General features: G+C 64.9%; 9 protein-coding genes and 1 pseudogene. 5 read left to right on the top strand and 5 right to left on the bottom strand.

All coding sequences use genetic code 11. From position 1 onward, the window contains the following. Positions 1 to 46: 46 nt before the first annotated feature. From tsaE to trxA, 5 genes and pseudogenes are all read left to right on the top strand, one after another. Entirely contained in the window at positions 47 to 1,570 is a 1,524-nt protein-coding gene (gene tsaE, locus ATN84_RS05720) for a tRNA (adenosine(37)-N6)-threonylcarbamoyltransferase complex ATPase subunit type 1 TsaE (protein WP_068880556.1), read from the top strand. Positions 1,571 to 1,596: 26 nt separating this feature from the next. After that, the gene (locus ATN84_RS05715) at positions 1,597 to 2,325 is read left to right on the top strand and encodes a nucleotidyltransferase family protein (protein WP_068880555.1); all 729 of its coding nucleotides are present in this window, start codon (positions 1,597 to 1,599) and stop codon (positions 2,323 to 2,325) included. Beyond that, on the top strand, positions 2,325 to 5,459 hold the full coding sequence (addB, locus tag ATN84_RS05710) for a double-strand break repair protein AddB (RefSeq protein WP_068880554.1): 3,135 nt from the start codon (positions 2,325 to 2,327) through the stop codon (positions 5,457 to 5,459). The genes ATN84_RS05715 and addB overlap by 1 nt, the downstream gene beginning before the upstream one ends. Further along, a pseudogene (addA, locus tag ATN84_RS05705) lies at positions 5,456 to 9,012 on the top strand (double-strand break repair helicase AddA). The gene addB and the pseudogene addA overlap by 4 nt, the downstream one beginning before the upstream one ends. Positions 9,013 to 9,044: 32 nt before the next feature. Further along, a complete protein-coding gene (gene trxA / locus ATN84_RS05700; protein WP_068880914.1) occupies positions 9,045 to 9,368 on the top strand; it encodes a thioredoxin in 324 nt (107 codons plus the stop codon). Positions 9,369 to 9,491: 123 nt separating this feature from the next. On the opposite strand, the gene ATN84_RS05695 is transcribed toward trxA, so the two are convergent. The 5 genes from ATN84_RS05695 to trpB are packed head-to-tail and all read right to left on the bottom strand — an operon-like array spanning position 9,492 to position 14,356. Further along, the gene (locus ATN84_RS05695) at positions 9,492 to 10,823 is read right to left on the bottom strand and encodes a bifunctional folylpolyglutamate synthase/dihydrofolate synthase (protein ID WP_068880552.1); all 1,332 of its coding nucleotides are present in this window, start codon (positions 10,821 to 10,823) and stop codon (positions 9,492 to 9,494) included. Positions 10,824 to 10,849: 26 nt separating this feature from the next. After that, entirely contained in the window at positions 10,850 to 11,773 is a 924-nt protein-coding gene (accD, locus tag ATN84_RS05690; protein ID WP_068880551.1) for an acetyl-CoA carboxylase, carboxyltransferase subunit beta, read from the bottom strand. Between the two features lie 39 nt (positions 11,774 to 11,812). Continuing rightward, entirely contained in the window at positions 11,813 to 12,652 is an 840-nt protein-coding gene (trpA, locus tag ATN84_RS05685; RefSeq protein ID WP_068880550.1) for a tryptophan synthase subunit alpha, read from the bottom strand. After that, a complete protein-coding gene (locus ATN84_RS05680) occupies positions 12,649 to 13,119 on the bottom strand; it encodes a hypothetical protein (protein WP_068880549.1) in 471 nt (156 codons plus the stop codon). The genes trpA and ATN84_RS05680 overlap by 4 nt, the downstream gene beginning before the upstream one ends. Before the next feature lie 16 nt (positions 13,120 to 13,135). Further along, complete coding sequence (gene trpB, locus ATN84_RS05675) at positions 13,136 to 14,356, bottom strand: tryptophan synthase subunit beta (protein WP_068880913.1); 1,221 nt, start codon at positions 14,354 to 14,356, stop codon at positions 13,136 to 13,138. Between the last annotated feature and the right edge of the window lie 11 nt (positions 14,357 to 14,367).

Here is a 14,367-nt window from a genome sequence, read left to right as displayed (position 1 = left end):
TGCCGTTGGCGCTTCCAATCAAAAATGCCTTGAGCTCGGCAATTAGATGAACACCTTCAAAATTTCGCTGGCTAATGAAGACGAGGCCATTCGGTTCGGCGAAGACCTCGCCCTCGCTCTCGCCAGGGGCGATCTGGTCACCTTTTCCGGCGATCTTGGCGCAGGCAAGTCCACTCTGGCGCGCGCCATAATTCGTACGCTGGCTAATAATCCTGCGCTCGACGTGCCAAGCCCGACCTTCACCCTGGTGCAATCCTATCCTGATCTGCGCCTGCCCGTCGCCCATGCCGATCTCTACCGCCTGTCCTCGGGCGAGGAGCTGGACGAGCTCGGCCTCGATGAGGCGCTGGAGGAAGGCGTCGTGCTGGTCGAATGGCCGGAGAACGCGGAGGGTTATCTCCCGGCGCCGGCCTTCGCCGTGACGCTGCTTCACGAGAGGGAGGGGCGAAAGCTCGTCATCGAGGCCGAAGGCGAGCAGCAAAGGCGGCTGGCGCGGTCACTGGCGATCAGGCGCTTCCTCGATCTGAGCGGGCGCGGGGAAACGGAGCGCCGCTACCTCCTGGGCGACGCCAGCCCGCGCGGCTATGAAACCGTTACCGGGCCGGACGGCGTCGAACTCTTGATGAACGCGCCGCCGATGCCCTATGACCCGCCGGTCAAGAACGGCAGGCCCTATCGCCAGATCGCGCATCTGGCCGAGAACGTCCATGCCTTCGTCGGCATGGACCGGCTGCTTAAGGCGCGAGGCTTCCACGCGCCCGAGATTCTTGCCGAAGATCTCGAAAACGGCCTTCTGCTGCTCGAGCATATGGGAACCGATGGCGTGCTGGACGGCCAGGGCGGGTCCATCCCCGAGCGCTACGAGGTCTGCGCCCGGCTTCTCGCCCATATCCACACAACGGACTGGCCGCGTGAGACGCCGGTCGCCGGTGGCATCGTCCACACCATCCCCGAATTCGACCGCGATGCGATGATGATCGAGGCGGAACTGCTTAGCGCCTGGTATGTGCCGTGGATGAGGGGACAAGCGCTTTGCGAGCGCAGCAAAACCGCCTTCGAGGCGGCGTGGGACGCGGTGTTTGCGTATCTGCGCGATGCGGAAAAGAGCCTGGTTCTGAGAGATTTCCATTCGCCCAACATCCTCTGGCGCGGCTGGGCGCAAGGCAATGACCGCATCGGGATCATCGATTTCCAGGATGCGATGATCGGCCCCGCGGCCTACGACCTGGCCTCGCTGGCGCAGGACGCGCGGGTGACGATTCCGCCGGAGATGGAAGCCCGTCTCTTCCAGGCCTATTGCGACGAGCGGCGCAGGATCGGCGGCGCTTTCGACGCGGAGAATTTCCGCGCCGCCTATGCGATCATGTCGGCGCAGCGCAATTCCAAGATCCTCGGCATCTTTATCAGGCTTAACGAACGCGACGGCAAGCCCTATTATCTCAGGCACCTGCCGCGCATCCGCGCCTATCTCCTGCGCTCGCTCGCTCACCCCGTGCTTCATCCCGTACGGATATGGTATGAGGAGAACGGCCTGCTGGGTGCGCCGAATCAGGCGGCAGCGCATGCGTGAAATGAAATCGGGTTGAAGAGGGTGATATGACGGCTGGCGCGTCCATTCCGCAAAGGGCAATGGTACTGGCAGCGGGGCTGGGCAAGCGTATGCGGCCGATCACCGACACTATCCCGAAGCCGCTCGTCTCCGTCGCCGGCAAACCGCTGATCGACTGGAGCCTCGATGCGCTGGAAGAGGCCGGCGTGCCCCTGGCCGTCGTCAATGTGCATTATCTGGCCGAACAGATGGAGGCGCATCTCAAGCGCCGCGCCGCGCCGCGCATCGCCATCTCCGACGAGCGCGCGGAATTGCTCGATTCCGCCGGCGGCATCGTCAAAGCTTTGCCGCATCTGGGCTCCGAGCCCTTTTTCATCCTCAACGCCGATACCTTCTGGATCGACGGCGCGACCTCCAACCTTCGCCGTCTCGCCGCAAGCTTCGATGAGAGCCGCATGGATATCCTCCTTATGGTCGCTTCGCCGGAGCAAGCCACTGGCCACACCGGACGCGGCGATTTCGTGATGGATGGGGAAGGGCGGCTTGCGCGGTTCAGGGATGTCGCCGGCGCACCTTTCATCTATGCCGGCGCGGCCATCGTCCATCCCCGTATCTTCGCCGGGGCCACCGGCGGGCCGGAATCGCTCAACCGCTATTTCGACCGCGCCATTGCGGAAGGCCGCCTCTATGGCATGCAGATGGACGGCCAATGGCTCACCGTCGGCACGCCCGACGCGATCGGCGAAGCGGAGGCCGTGCTGGCGGCAAAGGTGTGATGGCGAGACGCCTGCTACGCCTCTACTCCATCGCGCCGGGAACGCCGTTCCTGCCCACACTGGTCCGCTCGCTCCTCGACGGCACGCTTGTTCCAGGCTTTCCCGGCAGGACGGACGATCCGCTGGCGCTCGCCTCAGCCACCATTTACGTGCCGACCCGCCGCGCCGCCCGCACTTTGCGCTCGCTTCTGGTCGAAATGAATCCGGCTAAATCGGCGATCCTGCCGACCATCCGCCCACTCGGCGATGTCGACGAAGATGCGGCGATCTTCGATGCCGATGCCAGCGGTTTCCTCGACCTTGCCCCGGCGATCGGCGGCGCCGAGCGGCTTCTGCTGCTGGCGCGGCTGGTACGGCCCTGGCGGGAAAGTTTGCCGGCTCATGTTCGCGCGCTTTTCGGCAATGAGGATGTGGCGATCCCCGCCACGACGGCCGATGCTATCTGGCTCGCCCGGGATCTGGCCGATCTGATGGACCAGGTCGAGACGGAGGGCGCGAGCTGGACCGAGCTTGCCGCCATCACGCCGGACGAGCTCGCCGACTGGTGGCGCGTGACGCTCGGCTTCCTCGATATCGTTACCCGCCTCTGGCCGGATATTCTCTCGGAGCGGCAGCGTTCCAATCCCTCTGCTCACCGCAACCGGCTGATCGCCCTCGAAGCGGAACGCCTGCGCCGCAATCCGCCGGCGGGGCCCGTCATCGCCGCCGGCTCCACCGGCTCCATCCCCGCGACGGCCGAGCTGATCTCCGTCATATCGGGCCTACCCGATGGCGCGGTGGTGCTGCCGGGCCTCGACCGCGATCTCGATCCCGCCGCCTGGAAGATACTGGATGAGGTGGAGGCCAATCCCTCCACCTTCGGCCATCCGCAATTCGGCCTGCGCAAGCTCGTCGCCCATGTCGGAGGCCTCAGGGAGGATGTTATCCATCTGGGTACGCTTCCGCAGGAAAAGCGCATGCGCGAGCGCATCGTCAGCGAGGCGCTTCGGCCAGCCGAGACGACGGATGCCTGGGGCGTTCTCACGCTCGACCCGGGGTTGAGCGCCGCCGCCATGCGCGACGTTGCCTTGATCGAGGCGGCGAGTGAGCGCGAGGAGGCGCTGGCGGTTGGATTGGCGCTACGCCATGCGATCGAGAATTCTGGCCACACGGCGGCGCTGATCACGGCGGACCGCGATCTTGCCCGGCGCGTCTCGGTGGAACTCGCCCGCTTCGGCATCGAGGCGGATGATTCCGGCGGGCGGGCGCTGCGCGATACCGAGCCGGCGACGCTGCTCCGTCTATTGCTGGAAACGGTCTTCAACCCCGGCGATCCCGTGGCGCTGCTGGCGCTGGCAAAACACCCGCTTACCTGCGTCGGAAGGGAACGTGCCCAGATCCGCCGCGCCGCCGAAACGCTGGAGCTCGTCGCTTTCCGCGGCGGCACGGGCAGGGCGTCGATCATCGACCTGTCCTCCTTCTTCGACCGGCGGGTTGCCGAAAGCGCCGCGCTTTCCCGGCCCGTCGCCTGGCACGAGACCGTCAGCCCGGCCATGCTCGACGAGGCCCACGCCCTCTGCGTGGCGCTTTCGGAAGCCGTCGCGCCGCTTGCCCGTATGGCGGGCGTCGAGGAGCCGGTGGACATGGCGACGGTCATCCGCGCCAGCGTGGAGGCGCTGGAAAATCTGGCGCGGGATGAAAAGGGCAGCGTCGCCAGGCTTTACGAGGGCGAGGCGGGCGAGAAGCTCGCCTCCTTCCTGCGCAATCTGGTTGCCGCGGATTCGGGCCTCGATTTCGATATGAGGGAATGGCCGGCCATTGCCGACGCGCTGATTTCGGGCGAGACGGTCAAGCCGCGTCCCGGCGGCCATCCCCGTCTCTTCATCTGGGGCGCGCTGGAGGCCCGCCTGCAGACGGTCGACACCATTGTCATCGGCGGGCTGAACGAGGGCACCTGGCCCGGCAAGACCCGCAACGATCCCTTCATGTCGCGCCCGATGAAGGCGGCGCTTGCGCTGGAGCCGCCGGAGCGGCGCACCGGCCTTGCCGCCCATGATTTCCAGATGGCGCTGGGCATGGATCGCGTGGTGCTCACCCGCGCCCAGCGCTCCGCCAATGCGCCCACCGTGCCGTCGCGCTGGCTGCAGCGGCTGGAGACGGTGCTGGGCGGCGATGAAACCGGAGCTATGCGAGCGAGGGGCGCCCGCTATCTCCATTGGGCGCGCGAGCTCGATGCCGCACCCGACGTGCCCTTCGTCAAGCGGCCGGAGCCGGCGGCGCCCGTCGAGGCAAGGCCCAAACATTTCTCGGTCACGGAAATCGAAACGCTCAGGCGCGACCCCTATGCCATCTTCGCCAAGAAGATACTGCGCCTGCGCCCACTGGAGCCGCTGATCCGCGATCCGGCGGCGGCCGAGCGCGGCACGCTGTTCCACGATATTCTGGGTGCGTTCACGCAAGCGGACATCGACCCCATGGGGCAGGGGGCCGAGGCCGCCTTGTTCGATCTCGGCCGCCGCTTCTTCGAGGCCGCCGCCCTGCCGGTCGAGATCGAGGCTGTCTGGTGGCCGCGCTTTGCAGCACTTGTGCCGGAATTTCTTCGCTGGGAGCGGGAGCGCGCGCGAGACGTTGCCGCCCGTCACGCCGAGATCGCAGCGCGGGCGCTGGAGGTGGATGGCCAGGGCGTCACCCTTTCCGGCCGCGCCGACCGGGTCGATCTCATGCGCGATGGCACCGCCGAGATCATCGATTACAAGACCGGCTCCACCCCCTCGCGGCGGCAGGCGCATGTCCTGCTCTCTCCGCAGCTGGCGCTTGAGGCAGCGCTTCTAGTGCGTGGCGCCTTCGGCGATGTGGGCAGCGCTGAGGCATCGAACTTGCTTTATGTTCGTCTTCGCGGCAATGGCGAAGTGGTGCCTGAATCGATCCTGTCTTTGGATAGGGGGAAAAGCTTCAAATCCGCGCCGGAGATCGGCGAGGAAGCCTGGCGGCGGCTGGGCGAACTGCTCGCCGAATATGCCAGGCCCGAGAAGGGCTATCTCTCCCGCGCGCTGCCTTTCCGCGAGACTGACCTGACCGGCGATTACGACCATCTCGCCCGCGTGCTTGAATGGTCGGCGGGCGGCGGTAATGGCAACGGGGAGGGCGGCGAATGAAGAAGCTCCCGCCCATCCCGCTGGAAACGCTGGCCGCCCAGGCCCGTGCCGCGAATCCGCATGATTCTGTCTGGGTGTCGGCCAATGCCGGGTCGGGCAAGACCCATGTCTTGACCGAGCGCGTCATCCGTCTGCTGCTCGAAGGCACCGACCCGTCGAAAATCCTCTGCCTCACCTATACCAAGGCGGCGGCGGCGGTCATGCAGAACCGCGTTTTCGCCCGCCTCTCCGAATGGGCGATCCTGCCCGACGAGGCGCTAGCCGAAAGGCTGGAAAAGGTCGAAGGCCGCCGTCCGGGTGCTGCCCGTCTTGGCACGGCCCGCCGGCTCTTCGCCCGCGCGCTGGAAACCCCTGGCGGCCTCAAGATCCAGACCATCCACGCCTTCTGCGAGGCGATCCTGCACCAGTTTCCGCTGGAGGCGAATATCGCTGGCCATTTCGAGCTGATGGATGATCTGATGCAGGTCGCGCTGGTCGGTGAGGCTAGGCGGCAATTGCTGGAGAGGGCCCATGCCGACGCTCACCCCGAACTTGCCAGGGCGTTCGACGATGTGCTGAGCGCCGCCGGCGAAATGGGCCTGCAGACGCTGCTCGATGAGGCGATCAAGTGCCGCCATCCGCTGCAGCGTTTCATCCGCGAGATCGGCGGCAATGAAAGCCGCAAGCCCCTCTTCTATGGGGCTTTCGGATTTTCCGGCGATGAGCGGGAGGAGGATATTCTGGCTGAGGTCTGGCCGCTGCCGGAATTTCCTGATGCGGTGCTGGACCGGCTCCTTGCCATCCCGAAGGGCGCCTCGCGTGCGCAGGATCTCGCCCTGCAATTGCGCGAGATGCGGAAGGCTTCGACGGTGCTTGATCGCGAAGCCATTCTGCGTCTTGCCTTCCTGAAATCATCGACCGGCGAGCCGAAGGCCGGCAATTATGTCGGCTCGAAATCCGTGGCAGCGGTGCTGCCCGATTTCGAGGAGAATTTCGATCAGGCGGCGACCCGCGTCTATCAGGCGCTCGACCGGTTGAAGCAACTGCGCCTGATCCGCTTGAACCTCTCCGCCTTCGTGCTGATCGATGATCTGCTCGGGCGCTATCAGGCGATGAAGCGCAGCCGGGGCTTGCTCGATTTTGATGATCTGATCAACCGCACCGTCTCGCTTCTGGCGCGCGAGGGGGCGGGACACTGGGTGCAATACAAGCTCGACCGCGGCATCGACCACATCCTGGTCGACGAAGCGCAGGATACCAGCCCCGAACAATGGCAGGTCATCCGCATGCTCTCGGCCGAGTTCTTCGCCGGCAGTGGTCAGCGCGCCATCAGGCGCACGCTTTTCGCCGTGGGCGACGAGAAGCAGTCGATCTATTCCTTCCAGGGCGCGGTGCCGGAGGATTTCGCCGCCTCGGGCAAGATGGTGAGGAGGAAAGCGGAAGAGGCGGAGCTGACATTCAGCGATGTCAGGCTCAATTTCTCCTTCCGCTCCACCCCCGATGTACTTTCCGCTGTCGATCTCGTTTTCGAGCGGCCGGAGGCCTATCGCGGCCTCGGCCTTGAACCGGGGCCGACGCAGCATGATGCGATCCGCCGCGACGCGCCGGGCGAGGTCGAGATATGGGACATGCTGACGCCGCAAGTGGTCGAAGAGCCGGAGGACTGGCGCGTCCCTGTCGATCATCTCGCCGCCCCCGCCGTTAGGCTGGCCGAGCAGATCGCCGCCAGCATCAGGCTGTGGCTCGACAGGGGCGAGACGATCCCCGGCCAGCAACGCAATCTGGAACCGCGTGATATCATGGTGCTGGTGAGAAAACGCGACCAGTTCATGCCGGCCTTGTCGCGGGCGCTGAAGAATCTCGGCGTGCCGGTTGCCGGCGCCGACCGGCTGAAACTGACCGATCACATCGCCATCAAGGATCTGATGGCGCTCGGCCGTTTCGTGCTGCAGCCGGCGGACGATCTCTCGCTCGCTGCCCTTCTGAAAAGCCCGCTTTTCGGCTGGGACGATGAGGGGCTTTTCGCACTCGCCCATCCCAGGGGGAAGGCGCAGACGCTGTTCGAGCGGATAGGTGAGGAGGCCGAGGGAAATCCGGAGCTGGCCGCAATCCACGAGACCCTGCGGCGCTGGCGCGGCCAGGCCGATACCATGCCGGTGTTCGAGTTCTATGCCCGCATTCTCGGTGCCGACGGCGCGCGGCGCAAGCTTCTCGCCCGGCTCGGGCCGGAGGCCGGCGACGTCATCGACGAATTCCAGAACTATGCGCTGGCCGCGGAGCGGACCGGCCTTCCCGGCCTTCAGGCTTTCCTTGAAACGCTCGATGCGGCGACGCCTGAGATCAAGCGCGAGCTCGACCAGAACCGCGACGAGGTGCGCATCATGACGGTGCACGCCGCCAAGGGGCTGGAAGCGCCGGTGGTCTTCCTCGTCGATCCCGGAAGTGCGGCCTGGATCGCCAATCGCGCGCCCAAGCTCATCCCATTTGATCTGAAAGAGCCTGACGGCTTCGAAGGCAAGGGCTTCGTCTGGCAGCCCAACGGCGGCTATGAGACCGCCTTCACCGCTGCCCGCATCGCCGAATTGAAGCGCCGCTCCGAAGAGGAATATCGCCGTCTGCTCTATGTTGGCATGACGCGGGCGGAGGATCGTTTGATCATTTGCGGTTATCGCGGCGTGCGCGACGGCGGCGAGACTTGGCACAAGCTGGTCGTCGATGCCCTGGCCGAGAAATGCGAGAATATCGAGCATCCGGTCGAGGGCGTGGTGGCGCGGCGCTATCGCAAGACCGTGCCGGGGGAGATTGTCGTTACCGCGAGGGACGAGACGGCCGGTCCGCGCCCCGAGCCGCTGCCAGAAAGCTACCGTCGCGCCATGCCGCGCGAGCCCGGCCTGCCGCGCCCGCTCTCGCCATCTGGCGCATCGGTGCTGATCGAGGCCGATGATGAAATGCCGGTGGGACCGGGCTCGCCCGTGCTGACGCCGGATGATTCCGCCCCCGGCTTCGCCATCCGGCGCGGGACGATCATCCATGCGCTTCTGCAGCGCCTGCCCGATCTGGCCGTGGAAGAGCGGCAGGCGGTGGCCGAGCGCTATCTCGTGCACGCCGCCGGCGATTGGCCGGAAGCGGAACGGGAGAGGGCGCTTGCATCCGTTTTCGCCCTCCTAGACGATTCGCGTTTTGCAGCCGTTTTCGGCAAGGGCTCGCGCGCCGAGGTAGAAATCATGGGCACCTTGCGGCTCGGCGGCAGGGAGCATGCGGTATCCGGCAAGATCGACCGTCTCGCCGTCGAAAATGGCCGCGTGACGATCATCGATTACAAGACGAATCGCCCGCCTCCGCGTGAAATGGCTGCGGTTCCCAGCCAGTATATCGCCCAGCTTGCCCTCTATCGCGCGCTTCTCCGCCCGCTCTATCCGGACCTGGCGGTCGAGGCGGCGCTGCTCTTCACCGAGGGGCCGCACGTCGTGTCCATCCCCGCCGAGGCTATGGACAAGGCCGTTGCCAGCCTTGAAAGCCTCGCGCACTCGTGAGAAACAGAAGCTTGACGCGCGGCATGAGACTCACCACATGATGCGCCACCTGTTAATCGAAAAGGAAAGCCAGATGGCAACCGTAAAGATCGACGCCAGCAATTTTCAATCCGACGTGCTCCAGTCCAAGGAGCCTGTCGTGGTGGATTTCTGGGCGGAATGGTGCGGCCCCTGCAAGATGATCGCGCCCGCGCTCGAGGAGATCGCGTCGGAAATGTCCGGCCAGATCAAGATCGCCAAGGTGAACATCGACGAGAATCCGGAACTCGCCGCCCAGTTCGGCGTGCGTTCGATCCCGACGCTCCTGATGTTCAAGGATGGCGAGCTTGCCGCCAACATGGTCGGCGCGGCGCCCAAGAGCCGTCTGTCCGACTGGATCAAGACCTCGGCGGCGTAACCGCCGGTACGGTACCAGACGAAAAAGCCCGGTTTCGACCGGGCTTTTTCATGCTTTTTGCCAAGAATTTTTCGCGAATTTTTTCGGAAAATCGCAAAAAACAGACACCATTTTCTCAGGTTTTCAGCTCGGCGGTGTTCCGTTATCCGCCAGCACGTCGCCCGCCAGATAGAGCGAGCCGCCGATCAGGATGCGCGGCGGGATGTCGTTCGGGTCCCAGGTATCGCGCAAAAGCTTCAGCGCGTTTTCGACTGAATGCACCGGCTCGGCGGAGATACCCGCCTCTTCCGCTGCCACCGCCAGCGCCTCATGCGGGATGCCCGCGCTGCTCGAGCGAATGGGCACGGTGAAGACATGCCGCGCCATCCCTGTGAAGGCCTTGAAATAGCCGACCGGATCCTTGGTGTTGATCATGCCGGTGATCAGGAAAAGCGGCCGCGAGGATTTTTCCTCGAGTTCCGCGAAGGCTTCGGCGATGACCATGCCCGCGCCGGGATTATGCCCACCGTCGAGCCAGATTTCTGCCTCCGGCACCGCCGCCTCGACCAGCCGCCCATGGGTAAGGCGCTGCATCCGCGCCGGCCAGTCGACCACGGTCACCGCCTTTTCCACGGCACGGTCGGGAATATCGAAGCCGGCGACCCGCACCGCCTCGATCGCAGCGGCGGCATTGGCAAGCTGGTGGCGTCCGAGAAGGCGCGGCAGCGGCAAATCCATTAGGCCGGTCTCGTCCTGATAGACCATGCGGCCATGCTCCTCATAGGCGAAATAGTCCTGCCCGTAGACGGAGAGGGGACAGCCGAGCCGCTCCGCCGTTTCCATCATCACCATGCGCGCGGCGTCGTTCTCCTGGAAGCCGATCACCACCGGACAGCCGCGCTTGATGATGCCCGCTTTCTCCGAAGCGATCAGCTCCACCCGGTCGCCCAGATAGGATTGATGGTCGAGCGAAACAGGCATGATCAGCGAGACCGCCGGTTCCGGGATGACATTGGTGGCGTCGAACCGGCCGCCGAGCCCCACTTCGAGGATGACCGCATCGGCGGGATGCTCGGAAAAGAGGATGAAAGTGACGGCGGTGAGAATCTCGAAAACGGTGATCGTCCGGCCGGCATTGGCCTCCGCCACGCGCGACACCGCTTCCGCCAGCACCTCGTCGCGCACCAGCTTGCCGCCGCCGGGCGCTCCGATGCGGTAGCGCTCATGCCAGTTGACGAGATGCGGCGAGGTATGGACATGCACGGCCAGCCCGGCGCATTCGAGAAGCGCGCGGGCGAAGGCGCTCGCCGATCCCTTGCCGTTGGTGCCCGCGATATGGATGACCGGCGGCAGCTTCAGATGCGGATTGCCCAGCGCGTCGAGAAGCCGCGTGACGCGGTCGAGCGAAAGGTCGAATCCCTTGGGATGCAGGCCGAGAAGCCGCTCGATTTCCTGTTCGGCGGTTTTCAGGGCCATTGTCAGAGCCTTTCCATGAAAGGTCTCTAGGCGGCGGCGCTGTCGGGCGCGCTGTCCTGGACGATTTCGGCCTCTTCCGCCAAAGCCGCAGGGGCGGTTGCCGGCTGCTTCATCATCATCTTGAGGAGACGCGCGATGGTCGATTTCATTTCAAGACGCGAGACGACCATGTCCACCATGCCGTGTTCCATCAGATATTCGGCGGTCTGGAAGCGCTCGGGGAGTTTCTCGCGGATCGTCTGCTCGATGACGCGTGCCCCTGCAAAGCCGATCAGTGCGCCGGGCTCGGCGATATGCACGTCGCCCAACATGGCATAGGAGGCCGAGACGCCGCCCGTCGTCGGGTTGGTCAGGACGACGATATAGGGCAGGCCCGCTTCTTTCAGCATCTCCACCGCCACAGTGGTGCGCGGCAGCTGCATCAGCGACAGGATGCCTTCCTGCATGCGCGCGCCGCCGGAGGCCGAAAACAGCACCAGCGGCCGCTTCTGCGCGATCGCCGTCTCGAACCCCTTGACGATCGCCTCGCCGGCCGCCATGCCGAGCGACCCCCCCATGAAGCCGAATTCATGGATGGTGGCGACGATCGGCAGGCCCTCGATCGTGCCGAGCGCGTTGATGATGGTGTCGTCGAGGCCGGTGCGCGAACGATAATCCTTCAACCGGTCGACATAGCGCTTCTCGTCGCGGAAACGCAGCGGATCGACGGGAACCTTGACGTTTTCCAGCGTCTCATATTGGCCGTCGTCGAAGAAGAAGCGCAGGCGGTCCTTGGCCGGAATCCGCATGTGATGGCCGGAAGCGGGGATCACCCACTGATTGCTCTCGAGATCCTTGTGGAACACCATCTCGCCGGTCTCCGGATCTTTGATCCAGAGGTTTTCCGGCATTTCGCGGCGGCCGAGCATCGAATTGATCTTGGGCCGGACGTAGTTCGTGATCCAGTTCATGATCTCTCGCTTTCGTTTTCTTTATCTAGACTTAAGCGCTTATTCGGCGGCTGCAAGGCGCGCGGCGCGAATCCCGGTGGAAAGGCCGCGCACCATGGTGGCGACCGCCTCCGCCGGATCGGCGACCAGCGAGCCGTCGGGCCGGATCGTATTAGCGACCGCGTTGACGATCGCCGTGCCGACGACCACGCCGTCGGCGGACGCGCCGATGATCTTCGCCTGCTCTGATGTCTTGACCCCGAAGCCGACGCAGACCGGCAGCGCCGTATGCGCCTTGATGCGGCTGACCGCGCCTGCCACCTTCGACGTATCGGGCAGCGCCGATCCGGTGATGCCGGTCATCGAGACGTAATAGACGAAGCCGGAGGTGTTCTCGAGCACCTTGGGCAGGCGCTTGTCATCCGTGGTCGGCGTCGCCAGCCGGATGAAGTTGATGCCTGCCTTCAGCGCCGGAATGCAGAGCTCCTCGTCCATTTCGGGCGGCAGGTCGACGATGATCAGCCCGTCCACCCCAGCCTCTTTCGCCTCGGCGAGGAAACGTTCGACCCCATGGATATAGATCGGGTTGTAATAGCCCATCAGCACGATCGGCGTCGTATCATCGGCTTCACGGAACTCCGCCGCCATCGCCAGCGTCTTGACCAGCGTCTGCCCGCCCTTGAGCGCGCGCAGCCCCGCCGCTTGGATCGCCGGGCCGTCGGCCATCGGGTCGGAGAACGGCACGCCGAGCTCGATAATGTCGGCGCCCGCTTCCGGCAGCGCCTTCATGATCTTCAGCGAGGTCTCGTAATCCGGGTCGCCGGCCATGAAATAGGTGACGAGCGCCGGGCGCCCCTCTTCTTTCAGGCTTGCGAATTTTCTGTCGATGCGTGTGGTCATACTGTGCCCCGTGGCATGGTGCGCGTCAGATAGTCGGAGATGGGTTTGCCGGACATCGCCGTCTCCATCCATGCGCGCCGTTCAAAATCGATAATTCCAAGCTCCCAGACGCAGGCCATCAGCAACGGCTCCGCCGGAGCGAATTTCGGTTCCCCCTCGAGATCGGACCGCCAGAGAAGATGCGTCGCGATCCCGCCTTCGAGCCACCAGTGCAGGAGCAACCATAGCCCCTCTTCGCCCTGGTGGAGGATGGCAAAACCGGCGTTGAGATGCCGGGTTGCGGCAAGCCTGCCGCCCGCTTGCGCAATTATGGCCCTGACCGCATCGATTGCAGCGCCCGTCACCGGCTGCGCCGCATCGGCCTCGATGATCGAGAGCTTGATCGTCGCCGGGCCGCACGCCACCAGTTCCGCGAACCTTGCGGCGCGCGGGATATAGGTGGAGGTATCGGCTGCGGCGGTGTCCATGGCTTGCCGGATGCTCTCAGATATCCATGCCGAGCAGCTTGCCGACCGTGTGCACGTCCTTGTCGCCGCGGCCGGAGAGATTGACGATCATCACCTGATCCTTGCCCATGGTGGGCGCAAGCTTGACGGCATAGGCGATCGCATGGGCGGATTCGAGCGCCGGGATGATGCCCTCCACCCGCGTGGTCAGCTGGAAGGCGTCGAGCGCCTCATTGTCAAGGATCGGCACGTAGGAGACCCGGCCCGTGTCGCGCAACCAGGAATGCTCGGGCCCGACGCCGGGATAATCGAGCCCGGCCGAGACCGAATGGCCCTCGAGGATCTGGCCGTCCTCGTCCTGCAGGAGATAGGTGCGGTTGCCGTGCAGCACGCCGGGGCGTCCGGCATTCATCGAGGCGCAGTGCTCATTGCCGTCGAGGCCGTGTCCGCCCGCCTCGACGCCGTATATCTTTACATCCTTGTCGTCGAGGAAGGGGTGAAACAGGCCGATGGCGTTGGAGCCGCCGCCGACCGCCGCGATGAGCGCGTCGGGCAGGCGGCCTTCCTGTTCGAGGATCTGCTGGCGCGCCTCGGTGCCGATGACGGCCTGGAAATCGCGGACGAGCTCGGGATAGGGGTGCGGGCCGGCCGCCGTGCCGATCAGGTAATAGGTATCCTCGACATTGGTGACCCAGTCGCGCAGCGCCTCGTTCATCGCGTCCTTCAGCGTGCCGTTGCCAGCGGTGACCGGCTTTACCTCAGCGCCGAGCAGCTTCATGCGGAAGACGTTCGGCTTCTGCCGCTCCACATCGGTGGCGCCCATATAGACGACGCAGGGCAGGCCGAAGCGCGCGGCGACGGTGGCGGACGCCACGCCGTGCTGGCCGGCGCCGGTCTCGGCGATGATGCGCGTCTTCCCCATGCGCTTGGCGAGCAGGATCTGGCCGAGGCAATTGTTGATCTTGTGGCTGCCCGTATGGTTCAGGTCCTCGCGCTTGAAATAGATCTTCGCGCCGCCGAGATGTTTCGTTAGACCCTCGGCATAATAGAGCTTCGACGGCCGGCCGGCATAATGTGTCGAAAGGTTCTGCAGCTCCGCCTTGAATTCCGGGTCGTCCTTGGCGGAATCATAGGCGTCCTGCAGCTCCAGGATCAGCGGCATCAAGGTTTCGGCGACGAAACGACCGCCGAAAATGCCGAACATGCCCTCTTCGTCGGGTCCTGTCCTGAATGAGTTTGGTTCAGCCGGCTTGTTCAATGCTCGCTCCA

It is taken from the genome of Paramesorhizobium deserti, assembly GCF_001558695.1.
In the GTDB taxonomy this organism is placed as follows: Bacteria; Pseudomonadota; Alphaproteobacteria; order Rhizobiales; family Rhizobiaceae; genus Paramesorhizobium; species Paramesorhizobium deserti.
The sequence above is the reverse complement of the archived record's forward strand: the minus strand, read 5'-3'. Positions and strand labels throughout refer to the sequence as shown.

Bases quoted from the DNA above. Each gene is read 5' to 3' on its own strand.
- tsaE (WP_068880556.1), top strand. From the start codon at position 47: ATGAACACCTTCAAAATTTCGCTGGCTAATGAAGACGAGGCCATTCGG.
- ATN84_RS05715 (WP_068880555.1), top strand. From the start codon at position 1,597: ATGACGGCTGGCGCGTCCATTCCGCAAAGGGCAATGGTACTGGCAGCG.
- addB (WP_068880554.1), top strand. From the start codon at position 2,325: ATGGCGAGACGCCTGCTACGCCTCTACTCCATCGCGCCGGGAACGCCG.
- trxA (WP_068880914.1), top strand. From the start codon at position 9,045: ATGGCAACCGTAAAGATCGACGCCAGCAATTTTCAATCCGACGTGCTC.
- ATN84_RS05695 (WP_068880552.1), bottom strand. From the start codon at position 10,823: ATGGCCCTGAAAACCGCCGAACAGGAAATCGAGCGGCTTCTCGGCCTG.
- accD (WP_068880551.1), bottom strand. From the start codon at position 11,773: ATGAACTGGATCACGAACTACGTCCGGCCCAAGATCAATTCGATGCTC.
- trpA (WP_068880550.1), bottom strand. From the start codon at position 12,652: ATGACCACACGCATCGACAGAAAATTCGCAAGCCTGAAAGAAGAGGGG.
- ATN84_RS05680 (WP_068880549.1), bottom strand. From the start codon at position 13,119: ATGGACACCGCCGCAGCCGATACCTCCACCTATATCCCGCGCGCCGCA.